Origin of the sequence: Halomonas sp. 3D7M (assembly GCF_014897885.1) — a bacterium.
In the GTDB taxonomy this organism is placed as follows: Bacteria; Pseudomonadota; Gammaproteobacteria; order Pseudomonadales; family Halomonadaceae; genus Vreelandella.
This window is the reverse complement of record NZ_JABUZF010000090.1, coordinates 1-22641: the sequence shown is the minus strand read 5'-3', so window position 1 is coordinate 22641 and position 22641 is coordinate 1. Positions and strand designations below refer to the sequence as shown.

The 22641-nt window shown below is 51.1% G+C and carries 24 protein-coding genes; 17 read left to right on the top strand and 7 right to left on the bottom strand.

Going from position 1 to position 22641, the window contains the following annotated elements; genetic code table 11:
• Positions 1 to 94: 94 nt before the first annotated feature.
• From INT22_RS03510 to INT22_RS03495, 4 genes are all read right to left on the bottom strand, one after another.
• The gene (locus INT22_RS03510) at positions 95 to 568 is read right to left on the bottom strand and encodes a GAF domain-containing protein (RefSeq protein ID WP_193067698.1); all 474 of its coding nucleotides are present in this window, start codon (positions 566 to 568) and stop codon (positions 95 to 97) included.
• A 79-nt stretch (positions 569 to 647) separates the two neighbouring features.
• Complete coding sequence (locus INT22_RS03505) at positions 648 to 1439, bottom strand: MetQ/NlpA family ABC transporter substrate-binding protein (RefSeq protein WP_193067697.1); 792 nt, start codon at positions 1437 to 1439, stop codon at positions 648 to 650.
• 114 nt (positions 1440 to 1553) lie between these two features.
• Complete coding sequence (locus INT22_RS03500) at positions 1554 to 2207, bottom strand: methionine ABC transporter permease (RefSeq protein ID WP_089038188.1); 654 nt, start codon at positions 2205 to 2207, stop codon at positions 1554 to 1556.
• Positions 2188 to 3231, bottom strand: coding sequence for a methionine ABC transporter ATP-binding protein (locus INT22_RS03495; RefSeq protein ID WP_089038189.1), 1044 nt, complete (start codon positions 3229 to 3231; stop codon positions 2188 to 2190). The genes INT22_RS03500 and INT22_RS03495 overlap by 20 nt, the downstream gene beginning before the upstream one ends.
• Positions 3232 to 3692: 461 nt before the next feature.
• On the opposite strand from INT22_RS03495, the gene INT22_RS03490 reads away from it, so the two are divergent.
• From INT22_RS03490 to moaE, 10 genes are all read left to right on the top strand, one after another.
• On the top strand, positions 3693 to 4319 hold the full coding sequence (locus INT22_RS03490; protein ID WP_193067696.1) for a riboflavin synthase subunit alpha: 627 nt from the start codon (positions 3693 to 3695) through the stop codon (positions 4317 to 4319).
• 197 nt (positions 4320 to 4516) lie between these two features.
• A complete protein-coding gene (locus tag INT22_RS03485) occupies positions 4517 to 5815 on the top strand; it encodes an NCS2 family permease (RefSeq protein ID WP_193067695.1) in 1299 nt (432 codons plus the stop codon).
• A 34-nt stretch (positions 5816 to 5849) separates the two neighbouring features.
• The gene (locus tag INT22_RS03480; protein WP_089038192.1) at positions 5850 to 6395 is read left to right on the top strand and encodes an adenine phosphoribosyltransferase; all 546 of its coding nucleotides are present in this window, start codon (positions 5850 to 5852) and stop codon (positions 6393 to 6395) included.
• Positions 6396 to 6403: 8 nt separating this feature from the next.
• Positions 6404 to 6883, top strand: a complete 480-nt coding sequence (gene gpt / locus INT22_RS03475; protein WP_009723428.1) for a xanthine phosphoribosyltransferase — start codon at positions 6404 to 6406, stop codon at positions 6881 to 6883.
• A 1-nt stretch (position 6884) separates the two neighbouring features.
• Entirely contained in the window at positions 6885 to 7568 is a 684-nt protein-coding gene (gene ung / locus INT22_RS03470; RefSeq protein ID WP_193067694.1) for a uracil-DNA glycosylase, read from the top strand.
• A 97-nt stretch (positions 7569 to 7665) separates the two neighbouring features.
• Complete coding sequence (upp, locus tag INT22_RS03465) at positions 7666 to 8295, top strand: uracil phosphoribosyltransferase (RefSeq protein ID WP_038483772.1); 630 nt, start codon at positions 7666 to 7668, stop codon at positions 8293 to 8295.
• Positions 8296 to 8383: 88 nt separating this feature from the next.
• A complete protein-coding gene (locus INT22_RS03460; protein WP_193060620.1) occupies positions 8384 to 9613 on the top strand; it encodes a uracil-xanthine permease family protein in 1230 nt (409 codons plus the stop codon).
• Positions 9614 to 9654: 41 nt separating this feature from the next.
• A complete protein-coding gene (gene mobB / locus INT22_RS03455; protein ID WP_193067693.1) occupies positions 9655 to 10206 on the top strand; it encodes a molybdopterin-guanine dinucleotide biosynthesis protein B in 552 nt (183 codons plus the stop codon).
• A 60-nt stretch (positions 10207 to 10266) separates the two neighbouring features.
• Positions 10267 to 11061, top strand: a complete 795-nt coding sequence (gene moaC / locus INT22_RS03450) for a cyclic pyranopterin monophosphate synthase MoaC (RefSeq protein WP_193060618.1) — start codon at positions 10267 to 10269, stop codon at positions 11059 to 11061.
• A 4-nt stretch (positions 11062 to 11065) separates the two neighbouring features.
• Positions 11066 to 11542: a molybdopterin synthase catalytic subunit MoaE gene (moaE, locus tag INT22_RS03445; protein ID WP_089038196.1), complete on the top strand. Its 477-nt coding sequence runs from the start codon at positions 11066 to 11068 to the stop codon at positions 11540 to 11542.
• A 36-nt stretch (positions 11543 to 11578) separates the two neighbouring features.
• Here moaE and INT22_RS03440 read toward each other — a convergent pair whose 3' ends face one another.
• Positions 11579 to 13177 (bottom strand): ribonuclease J, encoded by a 1599-nt coding sequence (locus INT22_RS03440; protein WP_193067692.1) that lies wholly within the window; start codon positions 13175 to 13177, stop codon positions 11579 to 11581.
• A gap of 276 nt (positions 13178 to 13453) precedes the next feature.
• Between INT22_RS03440 and purU the strand changes: the two genes are divergently transcribed.
• Together purU and INT22_RS03430 are read left to right on the top strand one after the other, a co-directional pair.
• A complete protein-coding gene (purU, locus tag INT22_RS03435; protein ID WP_193067691.1) occupies positions 13454 to 14308 on the top strand; it encodes a formyltetrahydrofolate deformylase in 855 nt (284 codons plus the stop codon).
• An 86-nt stretch (positions 14309 to 14394) separates the two neighbouring features.
• On the top strand, positions 14395 to 15066 hold the full coding sequence (locus INT22_RS03430; protein WP_193067690.1) for an energy-coupling factor ABC transporter permease: 672 nt from the start codon (positions 14395 to 14397) through the stop codon (positions 15064 to 15066).
• A 60-nt stretch (positions 15067 to 15126) separates the two neighbouring features.
• Here the strand turns inward: INT22_RS03430 and lexA are convergent, their stop codons facing one another.
• Complete coding sequence (lexA, locus tag INT22_RS03425; protein WP_089038200.1) at positions 15127 to 15804, bottom strand: transcriptional repressor LexA; 678 nt, start codon at positions 15802 to 15804, stop codon at positions 15127 to 15129.
• A gap of 337 nt (positions 15805 to 16141) precedes the next feature.
• On the opposite strand from lexA, the gene INT22_RS03420 reads away from it, so the two are divergent.
• The 4 genes from INT22_RS03420 (at position 16142) to INT22_RS03405 (ending at position 19058) form a co-directional block, all read left to right on the top strand.
• Positions 16142 to 16819, top strand: a complete 678-nt coding sequence (locus tag INT22_RS03420) for a TetR/AcrR family transcriptional regulator (protein WP_038483793.1) — start codon at positions 16142 to 16144, stop codon at positions 16817 to 16819.
• Positions 16797 to 17318, top strand: a complete 522-nt coding sequence (locus tag INT22_RS03415) for a L,D-transpeptidase (RefSeq protein ID WP_193067689.1) — start codon at positions 16797 to 16799, stop codon at positions 17316 to 17318. The genes INT22_RS03420 and INT22_RS03415 overlap by 23 nt, the downstream gene beginning before the upstream one ends.
• Before the next feature lie 81 nt (positions 17319 to 17399).
• Positions 17400 to 18410, top strand: a complete 1011-nt coding sequence (gene nagZ, locus INT22_RS03410; protein ID WP_089038202.1) for a beta-N-acetylhexosaminidase — start codon at positions 17400 to 17402, stop codon at positions 18408 to 18410.
• 69 nt (positions 18411 to 18479) lie between these two features.
• Positions 18480 to 19058, top strand: coding sequence for a hypoxanthine-guanine phosphoribosyltransferase (locus INT22_RS03405; protein ID WP_089038203.1), 579 nt, complete (start codon positions 18480 to 18482; stop codon positions 19056 to 19058).
• Between the two features lie 9 nt (positions 19059 to 19067).
• Here INT22_RS03405 and ppsR read toward each other — a convergent pair whose 3' ends face one another.
• On the bottom strand, positions 19068 to 19901 hold the full coding sequence (gene ppsR / locus INT22_RS03400; protein WP_193060614.1) for a posphoenolpyruvate synthetase regulatory kinase/phosphorylase PpsR: 834 nt from the start codon (positions 19899 to 19901) through the stop codon (positions 19068 to 19070).
• A 283-nt stretch (positions 19902 to 20184) separates the two neighbouring features.
• Here ppsR and ppsA point away from each other — a divergent pair, with 283 nt between their 5' ends.
• A complete protein-coding gene (ppsA, locus tag INT22_RS03395) occupies positions 20185 to 22569 on the top strand; it encodes a phosphoenolpyruvate synthase (RefSeq protein ID WP_089038205.1) in 2385 nt (794 codons plus the stop codon).
• Positions 22570 to 22641 lie beyond the last annotated feature (72 nt).

Here is a 22641-nt window from a genome sequence, read left to right as displayed (position 1 = left end):
GTTCAAATCCGCCTGGTCCTACCAAATACTTAAAAGCCCCATGCTTAGCATGGGGCTTTTTTATGGCTAATCGATAAAGCTAGTCGATAAAAAGCTAGTCGATAAAGAGGGGGAGGTCAGTCTGGCGAATAAACGTAGCCACCAGTGCCTCAATACCCGCCTGATCTTCTTGACTAAAGCGTGCGTGCTGGGGGCTGTCTAGGTCGAGTACTCCCCAGAGATAGCCGTCGATCACGATGGGAACAACGAGCTCTGAGCGAGAGTCAGCATCGCAGGCGATGTGATCAGCAATAGAGTGAACGTCATCAACCCGTTGGGTAGCTTGTTGGCGGGCAGCAGCCCCGCAAACGCCTTTGCTGAAGGGGATTGGATGGCAGGCAGGTTTGCCCTGAAATGGGCCAAGGCTGAGTTGGTTGGGCTGGCGCTGCAAATAGAACCCCACCCAGTTGATGTCGCTCAGGGCATGTTGAATAAAGGCACAGGTTTGTGCGCTGTTGGTTAGCCAGTCGCGTGTGTCTAGCAGAGCTTCAAGCTGCCGATTAAGCAACGCATAATCAACACTATGCATACGAATTCCTTATAGGATTAAACACATCAGGCCAGCCCTAAGGCTGGCCTGATTACATCGATAGAGAAAACCGTGCTGTTTATTCGATCCAGCCGGGTACAGCTGCGCCCTTAAACAGTTCTTCTGCTTTTTCGATGACCTCGTCGCGCTGATAAGCGTCAACAAGTTGACGGATTTCTTCACGATCTTCGTCTCCGCCCCGTACCGCAATCAAGTTAACGTAGGGAGATTCAGGACCTTCCTTGATGATCGCGTCACTCAGGCTCAAGCCAGCCGGTTGGGCGAACGTATTGTTAATGAACGCCATGTCGACGTCTGGTAGTACACGGGGTAGTTGTGCCGCTTCAATTTCGCGGAAACGGAAGTTGCGTGGATTTTCAGCGATGTCGATGGGGGTAGCTTCCAGGTTGCTCGGATCATTAAGTGTGATCAGGCCCTGGTTGTGCATCAGAATGAGTGCACGCCCTTCATTAGATGGGTCGTTGGGCAGCGCGATTTGAGCGCCATCGGGCAGCGCTTCAATGCTGTCGTACTTTTCAGAATAAGCGCCGATCGGGTAAACGAAGGTGTAGCCCGCAATGGCAAGATCGTATCCACGGTCATTGACCATCGCCTGTAGGTACGGTTCGTGCTGATAGGCGTTGGCGTCTAAGCTGCCATCGGCGAGGGCAGCATTCGGCGTGACGTAGTCGGTGAACTCAATAATCTCAACGTCTAGGTCATACTCTTCTTTGGCAATACGAGCCGCCACTTCCATAACTTCGGTTTCCGGACCTGCCACAGTGCCCATTTTGATGGTGCGTGTTTCTGCGTTGGCAACGTTAACCGCAAGTGCTAAGGCAGTCAGGCTGCCGATAAGTAGTTTTTGCATGGTGTCACTCCTGTGGCTCGGTAAAGGTTGGATGTGATTATGCGGCAATAAGAAATAAAATTCTAATGCGTTTTAGTTATATTCGGCTATGCCGATAAAAGGCGCAGACTATCGTCACTTGCGATCACTTTTACGCACTAAATAGTCGCCCAGGCTTTGGAAGCCTTGAACCATCACCACCAGTATAACGACGGTAATTAACATAATGGTGGGGTTGAAGCGGTTGTAGCCATAGCGAATGCCTAAATCGCCCAGGCCACCGCCACCTACGGCGCCCGCCATGGCAGAGTAACTGACCAGTGTCACTAACGTAATCGTCAGCCCCGTGATAATGCCGCCCCTTGCCTCAGGGATCAGTACCTTGGTAATGATCTGCCAAGGCGTTGCGCCCATTGATTGAGCAGATTCAATAAGCCCCGGGGATATCTCGTTAAGCGCCCCTTCGATTAGCCGAGCTACAAATGGAATAGCCGCAATAGTTAACGGCACTGAGGCGGCATTAATACCAATAGACGTGCCGACCAGCATGCGGGTAAACGGGATGATCGCCACCATCAAAATGATGAACGGAATTGAGCGGCCAACATTGGTAACAATGCCTAGCACTTGATTGAGTGCTGGCATCGCTAATATCTGGCGAGGGCGAGTCACGTAGAGCATGACGCCAAGTGGCAGGCCGAGCAGGGTGGCGATCACGCCTGAAATAGCCACCATGTAGAGCGTATCCAGCGTGGCTTGTAAAATAAGATCAAACATTGCGCTGGACATGACCAAGTACCTCTACCTGTAGTTGATGTGCTTCTAAATAAGCCATTGCTTCCTGAGTTTGAGCGGGGCTGCCGAGCAGCTCTGCAATCATCAGCCCTAAGGTGCGGTCTTGAATGGACTCGACCTTTGCCTGGAGGATGCTGACATCAACGCTGCACTCCCGCGCTAAGCGTGAAATAAGCGGCGTCGAAACAGCATCACCCGAAAACGTTAGCCGCACGACGGGATGAGTATGTTCGCTCGGTGTATCGCTTAAACGCTCGATCAGTTCTTTAGGTGGGCTTAGCTGCAAAAAGTCGTTCAGGAATTCCCTACCCAACTGTGTGATAGGCGCAGTAAAGAAATCACCGACCTCGGCGTCTTCCACTAGCTCACCGTCGGAAATGAGGCTTACTCGGTGGCAAATAGATTTCACAACTTCCATTTCGTGAGTGATCAACAAAATGGTGATGCCGAGCTGCTGATTAATTTCTCTCAACAGCTCAAGAATAGAGCTGGTGGTCTGGGGGTCTAGTGCGGAAGTGGCTTCATCGCACAGTAAGACGTTGGGTTTGCTGGCCAGTGCGCGGGCGATGGCAACGCGCTGCTTTTGACCACCAGACAGCTGGGCTGGGTATTGTTTGGCTTTATCAGCCAGGCCCACCAGCTCCAGCAGCGGCAATACGCGCTCTTTTATAGCACTGCGGCTTTCGCCCATTAACTCAAGGGGAAGTGCCACATTATCAAATACCGTACGCGTTGTTAGCAGATTGAAATGCTGGAAAATCATTCCAATACGGTGTCGGGCACGGTTTAACTCGCCGCGACTAAGGCGGGTCATTTCCTGGCCATCGACTGATACGCTGCCAGTGCTTGGGCGTTCAAGTAGGTTGACACAGCGAATAAGGGTCGACTTACCTGCGCCCGAAAGGCCAATAACGCCGTGAATGGTGCCTTTGGGAATCGTTAAATTGACATCTTTTAGGGCATGAACGGCACTATTGCCAGTGCCATAGGTTTTACTAACGTTGCTAATTTCAATCATAGCGTCTGCCTTAACGGTAGGCCGAAGACGGAGTGCGAGGGAGCAAGCGTAGGGCGGGAAATAAAAAAAGGCCACCCTTGCGGGTGGCCATCAACGCTGGACACACCCTTTTAGCTGCACTTCACCAAGCCATTAGCTTGGTGGACGCCCGCAATCTGGGTACAAATCGGCGTCATTACATTTGCGGCGAAAGTCTAAAGAGTGGTGGGTGTCTTGTCAATGAGTGCCATTCTATTTCATGTTTTAATGCAATAATTTAGGTTTATTTTCTGAGTCAATGGCTTTTTTTAGTGATTGGTTCTGACGATTGCTTATGCAGCTCTTGTTGCCAGAAAAAAAGTCGTTGCAACGTTTGTGGCAAGGCAGCTGGCTGCACACGGGAAGAGTATTTAGTAGTAAGCTTGCACAGAATTTTAGTACTCATTTTGACTTTAATGTGTTGAGAAAGAGGGCGTAGCAATATGTTTACTGGCATCGTGCAAGGCGTGGCTGAGGTCATCGCTGTTAAAGAGCTGGAAGAGTTTCGCACCCACGTAGTCGCATTGCCGGAAGCGTTATGCCAGGGGCTCACTATTGGTGCATCGGTAGCTCATAATGGTGTTTGCCTGACGGTAACTGCGATAGAGGATGGGAATGTCAGTTTTGACCTGATGCGTGAAACGTTACGTTTGACAAATCTTGGTGCAATTGTACCTGGTCAGTGCGTCAATATAGAGCGTGCGGCGCGTTTTGGTGATGAAATTGGTGGCCACTCCATGTCTGGCCACATTATTTGTATGGCGGATGTGGTGGCAATAGAAGAGGCACCCAACAATCGTCGATTGTGGTTTTCGCTGCCTGAGAGAGTCGCTAAGTTTGTATTTGAGAAGGGATACATTGGCGTTGATGGTATCAGCTTGACGGTAGGTGACGTACGACCCGCGGGTGATGGTGCTGGGGTTGAGTTTAGTGTCAACCTGATACCGGAGACGCTGGCGCGTACAGTTTTAAAAGATCGCTTGCTAGGCGACAAGGTCAATATCGAGATTGATCCGCAAACCCAGGTGATTGTTGAAACAGTCGAAAGGGTGTTAGCGAGTCGTCTCTAGTTGTGTTTTTTGTCTTACCGTTGACCAATCGGTTAGCTCATGGCCTGAAGTTTGCTATTCATATTAGTGGGGGAGAACTTCCCACCAACACTAGCGGCACACGAGGCGCTCGCAACGCGTAGAGCCTTTAGGTAGTATGTGCGGCTTTTCTCGCATCAAGGGACGCATTTAGCGTAAGCGCGAAGGATAAAAACGACATGAAACTTCTGGACAATTACTTCAAGCTCACCGAGCAGAAGACCAATGTAAAGACCGAGTTGATCGCGGGGTTCACCACGTTCCTTACGATGGCTTATATCATTTTCGTCAACCCGAGTATTCTCTCGGAAGCGGGGATGGATTATGGCGCGGTGTTTGTTGCTACCTGTGTCGCTGCTGCCATCGGCTGTTTTGTTATGGGGCTTTGGGCAAACTACCCGATCGCTCAAGCACCAGGAATGGGGCTGAATGCCTTTTTTACCTATGGTGTGGTGTTGGGAATGGGCTATACCTGGGAGGCGGCATTGGGGGCTGTCTTCTTCTCCGGCCTGACGTTCTTCATGCTAAGTATTTTTAAGATCCGCGAGTGGATCATTAATTCTATTCCACTCTCATTGCGTTTAGGGATTGCTGCGGGTATCGGCTTGTTCCTAGCGATGATTGCACTTAAAAATGCCGGTATTGTGGTCGCTAATCCAGCCACCTATGTGGCGCTGGGTGATTTGTCCCAGCCACCCGCACTTTATGCCTTGTTGGGCTTTTTCGTTATTACGGCGCTTTCCTACCTGCGCGTGACCGGTGCGGTAATGATCGGTATTTTGGGCATCACGATCCTTGCGACGCTGTTCGGCCATAACCAGTATGGCGGTATTATGTCGATGCCGCCTTCGATTGCGCCTACCTTTATGGCAATGGATCTAATGGGCGCACTGGATGTGGCGATGCTAAGCGTCATTTTTGCCTTCTTGTTTGTAGACCTGTTTGATACGTCAGGCACGTTGGTAGGGGTGGCCCACCGCGGCAAACTGCTGGATGAAAATGGCAAGTTGCCGCGCATTGGTCGCGCTATGATGGCCGACAGTACCGCGTCTATGGCGGGTGCTGCATTGGGTACTTCGACAACGACTAGCTATATTGAATCAACTGCGGGTATCGCTTCCGGTGGTCGTACGGGGTTAACGGCGGTTGTGGTTGGTGTGCTGTTTTTAATTAGCCTTTTCTTTGCGCCGTTAGCAGGTTCTATTCCGGCCTATGCGACAGCAGGGGCACTGCTTTACGTGGCCGTTTTGATGGCGGGCAGCTTAGCCCACGCAAACTGGGAAGACCCAACCGACGCGGCACCTGTACTGATCGCTGCCCTGGCTATGCCGCTGACGTTCTCAATTGCTGAGGGAATTGCGCTTGGCTTTATTAGCTATGTTGCGATTAAAGCGCTTTCGGGACGGTTCAGCGATTTGAACCCCGCGGTCATAACGCTGGCGCTACTGTTTGCAGCAAAATTTCTTTTCCTGGGTTAATTACCCGCTTTATCTTTAATCAATGAGAGACGCGATGAGCATCTACGGCGACTACATTAAGTCCGTTATTCGCACGGTTCCTGACTGGCCAGAGCAGGGCGTAAATTTTCGTGATATCACACCGCTCCTGCAAAATAGTGCTGCCTTTCGTAAGCTGATTGATAGCTTTGTGCATCGCTACCAGGAAATGAACTTAGATGCCATCGCGGCTATTGATGCCCGTGGCTTCATTATCGGTGCGCCTTTGGCCTACGAGTTAGGCTGCAGCTTTGTGCCCGTTCGCAAGAAGGGCAAACTGCCATTCAAGACGATCAGTGAGACTTACACGCTTGAGTACGGCCACTCTGAAGTTGAGCTTCATGCCGATGCTTTCCAGAAAAATGACCGTATCCTGCTGATGGATGATTTGATTGCCACTGGCGGTACTATGCTTGCAGCAGCGAATCTAATTCAACGCTCTGGTGGGCACGTGGTGGAAACCGCAACTATTATTGATCTGCCTGAGCTGGGCGGTTCCCAGAAAATTCGCGACGCTGGCTATAGCGTATTCGCGGTATGTTCATTCACCGAAGACGAGTAACGCCTCTTATGAGCAGCGAACGCTATCATCAGCACTTCACCATTTCCTGGGATCAACTGCACCGCGACGTGCGTCAACTTTGTCATCAGCTAATTGAACGAGATTTCAAAGGTATCGTCGCGATTACCCGTGGTGGATTAATACCTGCGGCGCTTATCGCCCGTGAACTCAATATTCGCTTGATCGATACCGTTTGTATCAAAAGCTATGATCATATGGATCAAGGCGGTTTAGACATCATGAAGGGCGTTGACCATGATGGTGATGGTTGGCTGCTGGTTGATGATCTGGTAGATACCGGTAAAACCGCTCGTGCCGTTCGTGAAATGCTGCCGAAAGCGCATTTCGTGACAATGTATGCTAAACCAGAAGGACGCCCTCTGGTTGACCAATACCTTACCGAAGTGGCTCAGCAGTGCTGGATCCAGTTTCCTTGGGATATGGGCATTGCTTATGTTGAGCCGCTGGCGGATCAACTGAAGAAGTAATATGGCTAACCCGCTACCCGACGATTGGAATCAATGGCTTGGGCAAGAATTTCAGGCTGACTATATGTCAGCCCTGAAAGCATTTTTGGCCCAAGAAAAATCAGCCAAAAAAGTTATCTACCCGCACTCATCGCATTGGTTTCGCGCTTTTGAGCTGACACCTTTAGCCTCAGTGAAAGTTGTTATTCTAGGGCAAGACCCTTATCACGGCCCAAACCAAGCTCATGGGTTGTGCTTTTCGGTGCAGCCGGGTATCCAAGTGCCTCCCTCTTTGGTCAATATTTATAAAGAATTAGCTGCTGATGTCGGGTTTACACCCGTGCGACACGGCTTTTTGGAGTCTTGGGCAACCCAAGGTGTGCTGCTGCTTAACACCGCATTAACGGTTGAGCAGGGTAATGCCGCTTCTCATCGTGGCAAGGGGTGGGAACACTTCACCGACTGCGCGATTGAAACCGTCAGTCGGTATGCTGAACCGTGCGTTTTCTTGTTGTGGGGCAGTCATGCTCGCCAGAAGAAAGTTCTGATTGATCAGTCGCGCCACTTGGTGTTGGAATCCCCGCATCCTTCGCCACTCTCAGCGCATCGAGGCTTTTTTGGCAATCACCACTTTTCCCGTGCCAATCAGTTTTTAGCAGAGCATGGGCGTTCGCCGATTGAGTGGCAATTGCCGGAAACCCCTTAACCTGCTGGTCAGTTGCGGGTAGAATGGCGCGCAATTTTGTAAGCTTGTCGATGCGACTTAGGTCGCCATCCTGAATCCCATGCAGCGAGGAAGTCCCATGAGTGTCTACGCCATTAATCATCCGCTTGTTCAACATAAGCTGGGACTGCTGCGCGAAGCCGATTTGAGCACCAAAAGCTTCCGGGAGCTAGCAGGCGAAGTGGCTAAGCTGCTGACCTATGAAGCAACAAAGGGGCTAGAGCTCGAGGATCATGAGATTCAAGGCTGGAACAACGAGCCTATTGCGACGCGTCGCTTAAAAGGTAAAAAAGTAACGGTTGTGCCAATTCTGCGAGCTGGTTTAGGCATGCTGGAGGGCGTTACTGACCTGATTCCTAGCGCACGCGTCAGCGTGGTGGGTCTTTATCGGGATGAAGAAACTCTTCAGCCGGTGCCTTATTTCGCCAAGTTCGCCAATGATATTGAAGAGCGCATGGCACTTGTCATCGACCCGATGCTTGCGACCGGTGGCTCAATGGTGGCGACGTTAGATATGTTGCGTGAGCGTGGTTGTGAGCATATGAAAGTTATCGTGCTAGTAGCTGCCCCTGAGGGCATTAAGCGTGTTCAGGATGCGTACCCAGATGTTGAGATCTACACCGCATCCGTTGATGACCGGCTAGATGAGCACGGCTACATCGTGCCTGGTTTGGGAGATGCAGGCGATAAGATCTTCGGAACGCGCTAAGCACCCCGACTAACAATGCCCCTTACGCTTCGCGTTGGGGGCATTTTTTTGGCTAACCACCGACAACGAAAACATTGGAAACATTTAGATGAAACATTCAGCAAGTCATGAGTCTTGGCCCAAAATGCTGCTGACAGGTGCGCAAATGCTATTCGTAGCCTTTGGTGCACTGGTATTGGTTCCGCTGTTGACTGGTCTAGATCCCAGTGTCGCACTATTTACCGCGGGTATTGGTACGCTGGTGTTTCACGGAATTACCAAGCAGACGGTGCCGGTATTCTTGGCGTCATCATTTGCGTTCATTGCTCCCATTCAAGGCTCGATAGCAAGCTTTGGCGTGTCAGCCACGCTGGGTGGCTTAATGGCAGCAGGGGTGGTGTACGTTGCCATTTCTCAAGTAGTACGTGTTAAAGGCACTGCTTGGCTGCACAGGCTGTTACCGCCTGTTGTGGTCGGACCAGTTATTATGGTGATTGGTTTAGCATTGGCGCCAGTCGCTGTCAGTATGGCAACAGGAGAGACAAGCGATAACATTGGCTATGGTCAAGCGATTTTCCTTTCCATGGCCAGTTTGCTGGTAACGCTGATATTAGCTGTCTTCGGGCGTGGCATTCTTCGCTTGGTGCCGATAATGGGTGGTATTGCAGTGGGGTATGGTTTGGCGCTTGTTATGGGCGTTGTCGATTTCACTGCGGTGCGTGATGCTGCTTGGCTATCATTGCCCAGCTTTACCGCGCCGAGTTTTCACTGGGCGGCTATTTTGTTCATGATTCCTGTCGCGATTGCTCCTGCGGTGGAACATATCGGCGATATGGTGGCGATAGGCTCAGTGACACGCAAAAACTATTTAGAGAAGCCTGGTCTTCATCGCACCTTGTTAGGCGATGGGCTGGCGACAATGGCGGCTGCGCTGTTTGGTGGTCCTCCCAATACAACCTACTCAGAAGTAACGGGGGCAGTGACGCTGACTAAGGCATTCAACCCCATGTACATGATCATCGCCGCGGTGATTGCGATTGTACTGGCCTTTGTAGGCAAGCTGGGCGCGTTACTGCAAACTATTCCGGGCCCTGTAATGGGCGGTATTATGACGCTGCTGTTTGGTTCGATCGCAGTGGTTGGTATGAATACCCTGGTGCGTGCAGGCCAGTCATTAACTGCGGCGCGTAATCTCGTGGTGGTTTCGTTAATTTTAGTATTTGGGATAGGTGGAATGCAGTTTGGAGGTGGTCAGTTCACCCTCCAGGGCGTGAGCTTAGCCGCGTTAGTTGGCATTGCGCTAAACTGGCTGTTACCCGCTGAGAAAGAGGGCGAATAGCCACTCAATCATACCCACCGGTTGGTCATTGGGAGTTGTTAATGGAAGAGGCAATTGATAGCCCATTTCCTGTACTCGGCATTGCCGCGTGGAGTGGGACTGGTAAGACGACTCTGTTAGCGCAGCTTTTGCCTCGCCTGCGCGAAAAGGGGCTCAGGGTGGGGGTGATAAAGCATGCCCACCATAGCTTTGATGTCGATCAGCCAGGAAAAGATAGCTATAAACTTCGTCAGGCTGGCGCTGCGCCTATGTTGATTGCATCCCGAGAGCGTTTTGCCATGATGCAAGAGACACCTGGCCAAGAAGAACCGGATCTTGGCTACCTCTTGTCACTGATGATTACCCAGGCGCCAGATTTGGTCATTGTGGAGGGCTTTAAGGCGTGGCCAATTCCTAAGCTAGTCCTGTACCGTGCAGGGATTGGCGATGTTTCTATTGTCAGTGGCGACTGGGTACAGGCGGTAGCGTCAAGTGGCTCGCTGCCTCCATCAATTATCCCAACAGCTAAGCGGCTGGACCTGAATAATATTGAAGCGATCACTGAGTGGGTAATCGAGTGGATGGATGCTCAACCCAATGTTGTGGCTAACTAAATTAGCAGCTTCCAAAACAGTATTTTTATAACACCGTGGCTTGATTAAAAAGGTAACGATATGCAGCTAACTCACCTCAATAAACACGGCGAAGCCAACATGGTCGATGTCGGAGATAAGCGAGAGACTCGCCGCGAGGCGGTAGCGTCTGGGCGTATCGTTATGCAGCCTAAAACGTTGCAGCTGTTGAGTGATGGCGAGTTGCCCAAAGGCGATGTGCTGGCGACCGCGCGCATTGCGGGTATTCAGGCAGCAAAGCGCACGCATGAGTTGATCCCGTTGTGCCATTCATTAGCGCTTTCAAAAGTCTCTGTAGATTTCGCTATTGATCACGCTAACGGCTGTGTTGAAGTCTCCGCGCTTTGCCGCCTTAACGGACAGACCGGGGTAGAAATGGAAGCTCTGACAGCCGTGTCAGTGGCTTGTCTGACGCTTTACGATATGTGTAAAGCGGTGGATAAAGAGATGCGCATTGACGCCATTCAATTGGAAAGTAAGCGGGGCGGTGTTCGTGGCGATTATCAACGAGGTGTGCCAGAACCAATTGTGACTGGCGGTGGCGTTGCAGGAGAGGTTCGCTTAGGCGAGCGATGTGCATCCCCTTGCGTGCGGGTTAAGTTTCTTGCTGAGCTGCGTGAGCGGGTAGAAGAGAGTGACCTTGCCATTGGGCTTGATCAACTGCCAAGTCGAGATGTGGCGGGATTGAAAGCGGCGTTAAGCGCTATGGATGCACGCTTTAATGTGTTGTCAGAGCAGCGCACGTTGTGTGCTATCAATCAAGTGATGGCCAACGATAGTGCGCGCCTTACCGATGAGGATGAAGTGGCCTTCTTTCCTCCAGTGACGGGTGGGTAATCAGATGGCTGATATTACAGAGACTGAATTGGATATTGCTGTCAGGGTTCAAGAAGCAGCGTTTAAAATGGATGATGGCTATGAAAGTGCGCTGCGCAAGCGCACCGATATCGGCGCTATTGTCACCTTCACGGGATTTGTGCGCGACTTTAATGAATCCCCTGATGTTATTGGGCTGACTCTTGAGCACTACCCAGGGATGACCGAGCGCACATTAACGCAGATTGGTGAGCAGGCAGGTCAACGCTGGGCGTTACAGGCCGTACGGATTATTCACCGCATTGGTGATTTGACGCCGGGAGACCCTATTGTGCGGGTGCTGGTGGCCAGTGCTCATCGCCGCGATGCTTTCCAAGCCTGCGACTTTATTATGGACTTTTTAAAAACCCAGGCGCCGTTTTGGAAGAAAGAGCACTCCCGCCAGGGGGCTTACTGGGTAAAAGAGCGGCATACTGATCAGCAAGCTGCAGAACGCTGGTAGACGATATTGCCAGCAGCATCAATATCGCCAATGGCTTTAACTATCGCTAATGGCTTCTGAAGAGGGCATTTCGGTTGCCATTATTTGTAAATGTACGTCTGGCATATGCTGAAGGTGATTAGCGAGCCAATGAATTAGCCTCGGTTGCAGTGCTTGACGCAAATCGGCCAATGTCTCTGCTGCTATTTCTAATAACTGATCATCTAGCCATTCGCTGAAACTATCTTCATCGAGTGGGCTGGTACCGCTGGCATCCAGCATCAAACGGCCAATGCGGCACCAGCCAGTGTCGGTAGCCGTAACGGGAAGCGCTAAGAACAAACTGCCGCGCCGCGATGAGTGAGAGCCGGTATCGAGCCCTGGATGAGGCACGACGCTATTCTGATTAACGATGCAGGGCGGCTGGGGATAGCGTGCTTCGCAGCGTAAGCCTAGATTGTCGAACATCAACATGTCGCCATTTACCGGTGCGAGCGGGGCGTTAATGCCGAGGCTGGTGGCAATTTCTTGATGGGCAGCCTGATGGCGCGCCTCCCCATGCACCGGCAGCAATGTTTTTGGCCGAACCCATTGATACAGTTTTCTCAGCTCATCTTCGGCAGGATGCCCAGTCGCGTGTAATTCTGGGTGGTTCATCTCATCGAAAATTGACACCCCAAGCTGCGCTAGGCGTTTTTTCAGTTGTTCAATAGGGCGCTCGTTGCCTGGTATGGCTTTGGCAGAAAAAATGATGCTATCGCCTGGCTCAAGATCCACAAACGGGTGCCTCCGCTGTGCTAAGCGTTGCAGTGCTGCACGTGGTTCGCCCTGGCTGCCCGTCGCAATAATCACCACCTCTTCTGGCGGCAGGTAGCCTAAGTCATGGGGCGGTACTAGCGGCGGAAAGTCGTCTAGATACCCTAGGCCCTTCGCGACACTCACCATGCGTTCCATTGAACGGCCCATCAAGCTGACGCGTCGGCCGCACTGTTGGGCAGCAATTCCAATCGCTAATACGCGGGCGAGGTTGCTGGCAAAGCAAGATACCACCACGCGTCCTTTGCACTGTTTTAAGGTGTGAGCGAGTGCTTTAGCAACATCGCCTTCACTGCCGGAATGGCCGGGCATCGGGGCGTTAGTGGAGTCGCCTACGACGAGATCGATAGGCGCGAGCGCACGAAATTGAGCAGCGTTAATGGGCGAGCCAATTAATGGGGTAGGGTCTAGTTTCCAGTCCCCGGTGTGTAGCACGCGATAGTCGCCTGCCTGCATTAGGATTGAGCAACTTTCTGGAATCGAATGGGTAACGTGAAGGTAACGCAGCGTGAAGGGGCCGAGCTCCATTGCATCACCCGGTTCCACAACGTTTATAGCGGCGCTACTAAGCTGATGTTCTGCAAACTTATGGCGCAGCAATCCCGCCGCTAACGGCGTTGCAAAAATAGGGCAATTCCACTTAGGCCAGAGCCACGCCACGGCACCAATATGATCTTCATGGCCATGGGTAATGTAGAGTGCCTTTGGGGTAATATTGAGTGCTGCTAATGTATCTGTATTGGGCACCTGCAGCGGGGAATTGGGTAGATCTTGGCGAATCATCATGCCGCAGTCGACGGCGATCCACTCATCATCGTATCCATACAGCGTAAGGTTCATTCCAATTTCACCACACCCACCTAGCGGCAGTAGGCGCAGGGGAGGGCGACGGCGGGGACGAAGTTGAACGCGTGGTGGGTGCATCAGTAATGAAAAGCCTAAAAAGTAAGACCTTAACTATACGGGAAGGCAGGGGCGGGTAACAATCATCGTGGCATTTGGCTGCGGTGCTTCCTTGATAAGCATAAGGTACACTATTTCGCCTATATACCGCTTCCCTACCGCTGGTAGGTGCTTGTCGAACGTGCCGTTAAAATATGTCAAGAGTGTTTATTTATGTCTCATTATTACCGTTTGGTGGTTTCTTGCCCTGATCAAGTGGGCATTGTGGCGCGTGTCTCAAGCTTTATTGCTCAACAAGGTGGTTCTATCACTGAAGCAAGTCAGCACTCTGATCTTGAGACCGGCCGATTCTTCATGCGATACGAAATTTTGGCAGATTCGTTGGGTATGTCGGCGGAGGCGTTACGTAGTGCGTTTGAGCCGGTGGCTAAAGCCTTCAATATGCAGTGGTCGCTCGTCGATACTCAAAAGCGTAGGCGTGTGGTGTTGATGGTGTCGCGGGAGTCTCACTGCCTGGTTGATCTGCTTTATCGTTGGCAGGCTGGGGAGCTTGATTGCGATATTGTCGGGGTTATTTCAAACCATGAGGATATGCGATCACTCACTGAGTGGTATGGCATTCCTTACCATCATGTGCCCGTAGATCCTGATAACAAGCAGGTTGCTTTCGAGCAGGTGCAAGCTCAGATTGATAGCGCAAGGGCTGACTGCATTGTGCTGGCACGTTACATGCAGATTTTGCCACCTTCGCTCTGCTCGCGTTACGCGGGACGGGTGATTAACATCCACCACAGTTTCTTACCCTCTTTTGCCGGTGCTAAGCCCTACCATCAAGCTTACCAGCGTGGCGTTAAGCTAATCGGTGCTACCTGTCACTATGTCACCGAAGAGCTGGATGCTGGGCCGATTATTGAACAAGATATTCATCGGGTAAGTCATTGCCACACGCCAACGGATCTCGTGCGCTTTGGGCGCGATGTCGAAAAAGCGGTATTGGCGCGTGGTTTACGATGGCATTTAGAAGACCGAGTATTAATCCATGGCAATAAGACCGTGGTGTTCAGCTAAGCATGCTGTTTAGATACGCAGTGTTTTTAGTCAATTCAAGTTTACAGCTGGCTTGTCGTTAACTGAACGGGTAGATAGGGGCATCCATGTCTTTCGCGCAAAGTGTTTTAGCTCCCTGGGCATTGTTGCTGACGTGGTTGGTATCGTTGAGCGTGCTTGCGTGGATGATATGGCTGCGCCCTTGGCGAGTGCTGATAGGCGATGTGGCTCTTCAGCATCGGTGGTTAGCCGCGACGCTCGCTGTGGTGTTGATGTGGCAACTGCGTGCTCAGGCAGTCGATTGGTTAACCCTGCACTTAGTCTTCACTGTCTTAATGACGTTGCTATTCAAAATGCCTCTCGCATTAATCAGCAATGTGCTGATTAATGTTGCAATGTCAGCTATAGGTCGCAACGAATGGGTGTTACTAGGCGCTAATGTATTGGTAACCGGCATTGTACCTGCGGTCATTACTGGTCTGGTATGGCGATGGGTAGACCGGCGCCTGCCGGATAACTTGATGATCTTTTTATTCGTATGCGGCTTTTTTGGCGCAGCGCTGGCAACACTGGCAGGAGGGTTGTCGGCGGTCTTGCTAATCATGGTGGCGGGTACTGACTCTGAAGCTGTGTACTTAGCCCAAGAGTATGCGCGCTTCTTACCCCTGTTAATGCCCTCCGAGGCTTTTATCACAGGGATGTTACTCAGTATTTTATTGGTGTATCACCCGAGTTGGGTAGCTACGTTTAATGATCGTCGCTATATAGACTCTCAGTAACATTGCGATAGCCGGTGAGTATCTCTATCGAGTGCCTCACCGGCATTTACACTTACTCGCTTATCCCAGTGCTTGGCCGTTACCGCCACGTATGACACCAACTCCCACCCCTTCAATATCCAACTGCTGCGTACGTAGGTCAATTTCTATGGGCGCAAAGTCGCTGTTTTCAGCAATCAGTGTCACCGTATGGCCCTGTCGTTTAAAGCGTTTTACAGTGACTTCATCTTCTAGCCTTGCCACCACAATCTGGCCATCACGAACCCGGTCGGTGCGATGCACGGCAAGAAGGTCGCCTTCCAGTATGCCAACATCCTTCATTGACAAGCCTCGCACCCGAAGAAGGTAATCCGCTTTGGGGGTAAAGTATTCAGCGGGGAGTGGGCAATAACGATCAATGTGTTCCGCTGCTAGAATCGGGCTTCCTGCGGCCACTTCGCCAATGACTGGTAAGCCATTCGGTAGTGGTTCTACGTTGGCGGCAGGCGCTGTTGCCGAGACATCACCGATATCCTGTGGTTCCTGATTAGGCAGTCGAATCCCCCGCGAGGTGTTACGGATAATGCGGATGGCACCTTTGCGCTCAAGCGCTCGTAAATGCTCTTCAGCAGCGTTAGGAGAACGAAAGCCTAGCGCTTTGGCAATTTCTGCGCGGGTCGGCGGATAGCCGAATTCAGACATCGTTTTAACAATAAAATCAAAAACATGCTGTTGACGAGCAGTAAGAGGACGCGACATAACAAACTCCAAAAAATTGAACAAGACAGTGGCTACATGTCGGCTTAAACAGTATGTGGTTAAGTATACAGTATGTTGCTCTGTCCAGTACATGCTAGAGCGTTTCGCTATGGCATGGCAGTCATTATGCGAATGGTGCCAGGAATGGAGATAGGAGCGACGAGTCTGAGAGGCTATGGCAGTGGCAAACCCGATAGCGTCTGATAGCTGGTGTTTGAATGGCTGCCTAGGCTGCATTTTAGCATCGGGGAAAAAGCTAAAGATAAGTGATTGAGCCAAATAGCGTTATGGCATAGTATTTAACGATGTTTTAAACACTCGTTTTCTGGAGGGCGCTATGGCGCAATCTGATACGGTAACACGTATCCTCGATACCGCTGAGGTGCTGTTTGCCGAGCGTGGTTTTGCCGAAACATCGCTACGCAATATCACCAGTAAAGCGCGGGTTAATTTGGCGGCTGTCAATTACCACTTTGGTTCCAAAAAGGCGCTTATCCAAGCGGTGTTTGCGCGCTATTTAGACCCCTTCTCGCAACGTTTTCACACGGCGCTTGATGAGCTGGAAGCGCAGTACAACGGTGATGTGATTCCGCTTGAAGTGCTGTTGGAAACAATGGCAAGCACGGTGTTGGCAGTGCCAGCTGAGCGCAATAGCCTGAAGGTGTTTATGCGTCTGCTAGGGTTGGCGTATAGTCAGGCACAAGGGCATTTACGCCGTTATATCCAACAGCAGTACGGAGACGTGTTTACCCGCTTTACTGAGCTGGTGCGCCAGGCAACGCCAGATTTACCTGATGCTGAGCGTTTTTGGCGACTGCATTTCATGCTGGGTACCGTGATTTTTACGCTGTCGGGTTTAGATGCGCTGCGAGACATTGCCGCGAAAGACTATAATGAGCAAGTGACCGTCAGGGATTTGGTAAGACGTTTACGCCCTGTCGTGGTTGCTGCCATGAATGCTCCGCTACCGCCTGCTGCTGATGAAGGACATTATGCGAACGCCCACGCTAGCTGAACTACCCCCGCAGAATGGTGGTTGGATAGAAATCAATATCAAACACCAGCAGCTATGCTGGTGGCAAGGGCGCACGCTGCAGTACACGTGCGCTGTGTCCACCGGTGAGAAAGGCGTAGGGCAGCAGGAAGGCAGTGGTCAAACCCCCCTGGGATGGCATTATATCCGCGCATCGATAGGTGGCGGTTTAGCTGATAATGCTGTTTTTCGGGGGCGGCGGTGGACTGGGGAGGTGTTTACGTCGGCGCTTGCGGCGGAATTCCCTCATCGTGATTGGATCTTAACGCGCATTATGTGGCTCTGTGGTTTAGAGAGAGGAGTGAACCGAGGCGGGGATGTCGACACTCAGCGTCGTTTTATCTATCTTCATGGCACGCCACCTGATCAACCGATGGGCGTGGCCGCTTCACATGGGTGTATTCGGCTGCGCAATGATGATCTGGTGTATCTTTTTGAGCATGTGCCGCCGGGCACACCTGTTTGGCTTCATAATGGCTAAGCGTAGGCAACTTATTATTGATTTTTTGACACGAGAGATTGATCAACTAAAATTGACGGCCCTTTTGTTGGATCCATCACAATGACTCAATCTTTAGGCCCGGTCATGCTTGACCTCGAAGGGCCGCGATTAACCAAAGCTGAAAAACATCTTTTGATGGACCCTGCTGTGGGCGGTGTCATTTTATTCGCTAGAAATGTCGAGAATGCTTACCAGGTTAGAAAGCTTTGCAGTGATATTCGTCGTGTTCGCGGCGAGCTGTTACTTGGTATTGATCAAGAAGGCGGTCGCGTTCAGCGAATTAAAGAAGGCGTTACTCGCATGCCAGCCATGGCACGCATTGGTGATCAATTCGCTGAGGATTCGGCATCCGGTCTTGCACTAGCAAAAGACGCGGGTTGGTTGCTGGGCATGGAAATGGCTGCTTGCGGTCTGGATATCAGCTTTGCGCCTGTTTTAGATGTCGAAAGTGGCATCTCTAGTGTTATCGGTGATCGCAGCTTCAGCACCGACCCTGCACACGTCGCTGCGCTGGGTCAGTGTTTTATCAACGGTTTGCATGAAGCGGGTATGGCGGCGGTAGGTAAGCATTTTCCTGGCCATGGTGGCGTTGCCGCTGACTCCCATGTGGCGTTACCTGTGGATGACCGTCCGCTGGCGCTTATTAAACAGCGCGATCTTGTTCCGTTTAGCCAGCTTGCTACTCAGCTTGATGGTGTTATGCCTGCCCATGTTATTTATAGTGCGTTTGACTCACGTCCTGCTGGCTTCTCACCTAGTTGGTTGGGAATGTTAAGAGAGTCCCTGGGGTTTAAAGGTTGTATCTTTTCAGATGATTTAAGCATGGCGGGTGCTCATGAAGCGGGTGACCCGAAGGAGCGCGCCAGGGCTGCCCTTGCCGCAGGATGCGATATGCTATTGGTCTGTAATGACCGCTCTGCAGCGTTAGACGTTGTTGAAGCATGCCAAGGATTACACAGTAAACGACCAATCAAGCTACGCTATGGACGAGCCCGTCCAGACGTGGATGCGCTAACGGCACTTGGCCGCTGGCGTCGTACCCATGCCAAATTAGAAGCGTTGGCGAATTAACCCCATCTTTTCTTAAGTTATTTTCGTTTTTAAGTCACTGACTAGTTAACCCCTTCTTGGAGTAACCCGATGTCCAAACTGGATAAAGAGGCGCTTGAGTCGCTTGACTCAATGCGTGAGTTGATGGATAACGCTGACTGCTTGATTTCTCAACAACAAGTTGAGCGTGCACTGGATCGAATGGCTGAGGAAATTAGTAAAGATCTAGGGGATAAGTTACCGGTTTTTTACTGCGTTATGAATGGCGGCTTGATCACAACAGGGCACCTGCTAACCCGATTAGGTTTCCCTCTAGAAGTCGATTATCTGCATGCCACCCGCTATCGCAATGAGTTGCGTGGTGGCGAACTTTTTTGGCGTGTTTCTCCAGAAATTCCCATGGCAGGGCGCCACGTCGTCATCGTCGATGACATTCTTGATGAGGGCTCTACGTTAGCCGCTATTCTTGCCTACTGCGAGGAAGCCCAAGCGGCGAGCGTTACAACGGCCGTACTGGTGGATAAGCAGCATGATCGTAAAGCGGTACCTGGCTTAAAAGCCGATTACTGTAGCCTAGAGGTTGCAGATCGTTACGTGTTCGGCTTTGGCATGGATTACAAAGGCTACTGGCGTAATGCCCCTGGAATATTTGCTCCCAAGGGCATGTAATGCTCTGGCCTAGCGGGGCGAGAAGCGCCTAGCTAGGCCTGTCTCTGCAATCATTCGGGTTGATATCTCTTCTACTGAAAAGCGTGTCGTATCGATAAACGGGATGTGCATCGAGCGATATAACGACTCAGCCTGTTCAACTTCTTGCAAGCACTGATCCATTGAACTGTAGCGACTGTTGGGACGGCGCTCGTTGCGTATTGCTGCTAGCCTGCGAGCATCAATTGTCAGACCAAACAGCTTGTGTCTATGGGGGGCGAGTGCCTTGGGTAGTTTTAAACTGCCATCTTCATCCAAGTCATCTTCGGTTAATGGGTAGTTAGCTGCTCGAATACCAAATTGAAGCGCTAGATAAAGTGAGGTGGGTGTTTTGCCGCAACGTGAAACGCCAACCAGAATAATGTCGGCTTTATCGTATTGGTGCGTTCGTGCGCCATCATCATTATCTAGCGCAAAATGGACGGAATGGATGCGATCCATGTAGACATCATCGCTACCAATCGAGTGCGTTCTGCCGACGCTGTAAGAGGAGTGCGTTTCTAACTCTTGCTCTAGGGGTTCTAAAAAGGTAGAGAAGATATCCACCTTGAAGCCTGAGGCCTGTCGAATGACGTTACGGATATCCTGATCCACAATGGTATCAATGATAATCGGCCGATGGCCGTCACGGACGGCGGTAGAGTCGATTATCTCCGCTAAAGCTCGAGCCTTTTCCAGCGTATCAATGTAGGGCTTTGTCAGCATGTTAATTTCAACATCACTAAATTGAGCTAACAGGCTACGCCCAAGGCTTTCTGCCGTAATGCCAGTACCATCAGAAATAAAAAAGGCTGTTCGCTTCATCACTAAATCCGTCAATAAATAAAATTGCTATTGTGGGGTGGGGCGTGGGTTAGCACAATCGTTGCCAAGCCATTCACTTTTTGCAGTTCGTTTTAACGCTTATTTAATAAAAATTACCTCATTAAGACTACATAAAAAGCCCTTTATTGCACTTTGTTGTAAAAATCCTCCACTCCGTTCGCTATTAGACCAATGGCGAATGCGGCGGGGCGATGCTAGTGTGACATGGTCAATTAGAGTCGGCCTGTCAGGTCGCAAAGCAGTCTAAAAGCGAGGGGGTTGCGTGGAAGAGTACATTCTATGGTTCGATCAGTTAGGTATGGCAGACGTCGAACGTGTGGGTGGTAAAAACGCTTCGCTTGGCGAAATGATCTCGAACTTATCAGGTGTGGGCGTGACAGTGCCGGGTGGATTTGCCACGACGGCCCATGCCTATCGTGAGTTTCTCTCTCACGAAGGGTTAAATGACCGCATCAACGCCACCCTTGCTCGCCTGGATGTCGATGACGTTAAGGCGTTGGCAGAGGCTGGTAAGACTATCCGCCAGTGGATTATTGATACGCCACTTCCCCCTGCATTTGAACATGCTTTACGCGGTGCCTATGAGCAGCTTCAGGCTAAGCATCCCAGTTTGAAAGTTGCCGTACGCAGCTCCGCCACGGCAGAAGATCTGCCTGATGCGTCTTTTGCTGGTCAGCAGGAAACGTTCCTTAATATTGAAGGTTTTGACAATATTAAACAGGCGGTGCACGAAGTGTTTGCATCGCTATTTAATGACCGCGCGATCTCTTACCGCGTACACCGCGGCTACGCCCATGAGAATGTGGCGCTGTCTGCGGGTGTGCAGAAGATGGTGCGTTCTGAGACAGGTGCTTCCGGGGTTATGTTTACGCTGGATACCGAGTCTGGTTACCGCGACGCAGTGTTTGTTACTGCTTCCTGGGGGCTTGGCGAAACCGTCGTCCAGGGGGCTGTCAATCCTGATGAATTTTATGTGCACAAGCCCACGCTTGAGGCTGGCCGTCCCGCAGTGCTACGCCGGACGCTAGGCTCTAAACTGATCAAAATGATCTATGGGCAAGATGCCAGCGCTGGTAAATCGGTTGAAACTGTTGATGTGCCTCTGAACGATCGTGGTCGGTTCTGTATTAACGATGAGCAGATCATGGATCTTGCACGGCAAGCCATGACCATTGAAAAACATTACCAGCGTCCGATGGATATCGAGTGGGCACTGGATGGTGATGATGGTCAGCTTTACATCGTTCAAGCGCGTCCTGAAACCGTTGTTTCACAACAGGAAGGAGGAAAGTTAGAACGCTTCCACCTGCGTGAAAAAGGACGCACGCTGATTACAGGCCGGGCGATTGGTCAGCGGATTGGGCGTGGCACGGTAAAAACAGTGCTTAGCCCAGAAGAAATGGACAAGGTCCAAGAGGGTGACATCCTGGTGACAGACATGACCGACCCGGATTGGGAGCCGATCATGAAGCGTGCATCAGCGATTGTTACTAATCGCGGTGGACGAACCTGTCACGCGGCCATCATTGCCCGGGAACTGGGTATACCAGCGGTGGTCGGTTGCGGAGATGCAACCACTCAGCTTAAAGAGGGTATTGATGTCACGGTGTCCTGTGCCGAAGGTGACACTGGCCACGTATATGAAGGGCTTCTGGCATTTGACTGCAAGGTCTCAAGTGTCGATGCGATGCCTGAGATTCCCTTCAAGATTATGATGAATGTGGGTAACCCGGACCGTGCATTTGGCTTTGCTGGCTTACCCCACGCTGGGGTTGGTCTTGCTAGGCTGGAGTTCATCATTAACCGTATGATCGGTGTTCACCCCAAAGCGCTGTTGGATTACGACACGCTGCCTGCTGATCTTCAGCAGGTCATCGATTTGCGTACTGCCGGTTACGATGATCCTGTTAGTTTCTATGTTGATAAGCTGGTCGAAGGCATCTCAACCCTGGCCGCTGCTTTCCATCCTCAGCGAGTGATCGTAAGGCTCTCTGATTTTAAATCAAATGAGTACGAAAACCTCATTGGTGGCAAGCTTTATGAGCCCGGTGAAGAGAATCCAATGCTTGGCTTCAGAGGGGCCTCGCGTTATATCTCGGATGCCTTTAGGCCCTGTTTTGAGCTTGAGTGCCGAGCGCTGAAGCGGGTTCGTGAAGAAATGGGCTTTGATAACGTTGAAATCATGGTGCCCTTTGTTCGCACAACCGATGAAGCGCGCGAGGTCGTAGAGTTGTTAGCGGCTAATGGCTTGCCGCGGGGCGGTGAGTCTAATCCTGATGGCTTAAAAGTTATCATGATGTGTGAGTTACCGGCTAACGCACTACTGGCTGATGAGTTCCTCGAGTACTTTGATGGGTTCTCGATTGGTTCTAACGATTTGACCCAGCTGACGCTTGGCCTTGATCGGGACTCGGGTATCGTTGCGCATCTGTTTGATGAGCGAAATCCAGCGGTGAAAAAGCTGCTAGCAATGGCTATCAAGGCATGTAAAGCACAAGGCAAATATGTTGGCATTTGTGGTCAAGGCCCTTCTGATCATCCGGATTTGGCCAAGTGGTTAATGGAACAGGGAATTGATTCTGTCTCCTTAAACCCAGATGCGGTGCTTGAAACCTGGTTTATGCTGGCGGGTGAAACCATCGAATAATACTGTCAGCTCGCAGGACTGGCTCGCAACACCAGTGAGTGGCATAGTGGGTTGAGTTGCTCATCTTCGCCC